The sequence below is a fragment of the Amycolatopsis sp. NPDC049868 genome, assembly GCF_044461365.1.
In the GTDB taxonomy this organism is placed as follows: Bacteria; Actinomycetota; Actinomycetes; order Mycobacteriales; family Pseudonocardiaceae; genus Amycolatopsis.
Genome location: NZ_JBITKV010000032.1, coordinates 1 through 1,337, shown reverse-complemented (window position 1 = coordinate 1,337; position 1,337 = coordinate 1). Strand labels below are relative to the sequence as shown.

Below are 1,337 nucleotides of genomic sequence, written 5' to 3'. Positions count from 1 at the left end.
GGGGCGGATTTCAGGGGTCGTTGCAACACGGGTGATCAACTGGTTTGGGTGAGGAGTGTAGTGAGGCGCTCGGCTGGGGTGTCCCAGTCGAGCGTTTTGCGTGGGCGGCGGTTGAGCTGGGCGGCGACGGCGGCGAGGTGGTCGGGGGTGTGGACGCTCAGGTCGGTGCTTTTGGGGAAGTATTCGCGGAGCAGGCCGTTGGTGTTTTCGTTGGAGCCGCGTTGCCAGGGTGCGTGGGGGTCGCAGAAGTAGACCGGTGTGTTGGTGGCGATGCTGAATTCGTGGTGTCGCGCCATTTCCGCGCCTTGGTCCCAGGTGAGGGAGCGGCGGAGGTGTTCGGGCAGGGTTGTGATGGTGGCGATGAGGGCGTCGCGGACGTGTTCGGCGGTGCGGGATTGTCCGAGGTGGACGAGCATGACGTAGCGGGTGGTGCGTTCGACGAGGGTGCCGATCGCGGATGCTCCGTTCTCGCCGATGATGAGGTCGCCTTCCCAGTGGCCGGGGACGGCGCGGTCGTCTGCCTCGGCCGGGCGGTCGCTGATCATCACCATGGGTGCGGTGAACCGGGGCTGGCGTTGCTCGCCGCTGTCGCGGGGTTTGCGCTGGGTGCGGCCGGTGCGTAGCGCGGCTTTGAGTTCGCGGCGCAGCTCGCCGCGGCCTTGGACATACAGGGCTTGATAGATCGTTTCGTGGGCCACGTGCAGCTCCGGCTGGTCGGGGTGATCACGGCGCAGCCGGTTACTGGCTTGTTCGGGGCTGCACCGGTCGTCCAGCATGCCTTGGATCCGGTCCCGCAGCTCGGGGTTGGTCGCGATCTTGCCTGGTTTGGGCCGGGGCCTGCGAGCGTCTGCCCGGGCCTGCGCGGAATAGGGAAGATACTCATCGCTGGCGGGATCGGCGTTGCGGCCCAGTTCCCGGCTGACCGTCGAGGCAGGCCGGCCGATCCGGCGGCCGATCTCCCGAGGGCCGTGCCCGGCCCGCGCCAGATCCGCGATCAGAAGCCGCTCGTCCTGAGACAGAAACCGGGTGGCGGGCACCGACGGCCCAGCAGCAGAAGGAGACTCAGGCGCGGGCGGACGTGCAGGCGGGGCGGACGACTGGTTCGTCGCCCGCCCCGCCTGACTCGCACGTCCTTGCCGCCACCGATGCCCGGTCCGGCGGTTGATCCCCACGATCCGACACACCTCAGCACTGCCCGTCCCCTGCGCCACAAGATCAAGATATGTCCGGCGCTCGGCAAGCAGCTTCCTCGGCCCCTGAGGCGACCGATCCTTGCGGATTTCGAACAACACAACCCCTGAACAACTCAGGTGTTGCAACCACCACTAGAACCCAAG

At 67.5% G+C, this 1,337-nt stretch carries 1 protein-coding gene; it reads right to left on the bottom strand.

The genetic code is table 11. The annotated features are described in order from the left end of the window. Window positions 1-35: 35 nt before the first annotated feature. Window positions 36-1,037 carry an IS30 family transposase gene (locus ACIBTM_RS46425; RefSeq protein ID WP_395883488.1) on the bottom strand — a complete coding sequence of 334 codons (1,002 nt, stop codon included), beginning with the start codon at window positions 1,035-1,037 and terminating at the stop codon, window positions 36-38. Between the last annotated feature and the right edge of the window lie 300 nt (window positions 1,038-1,337).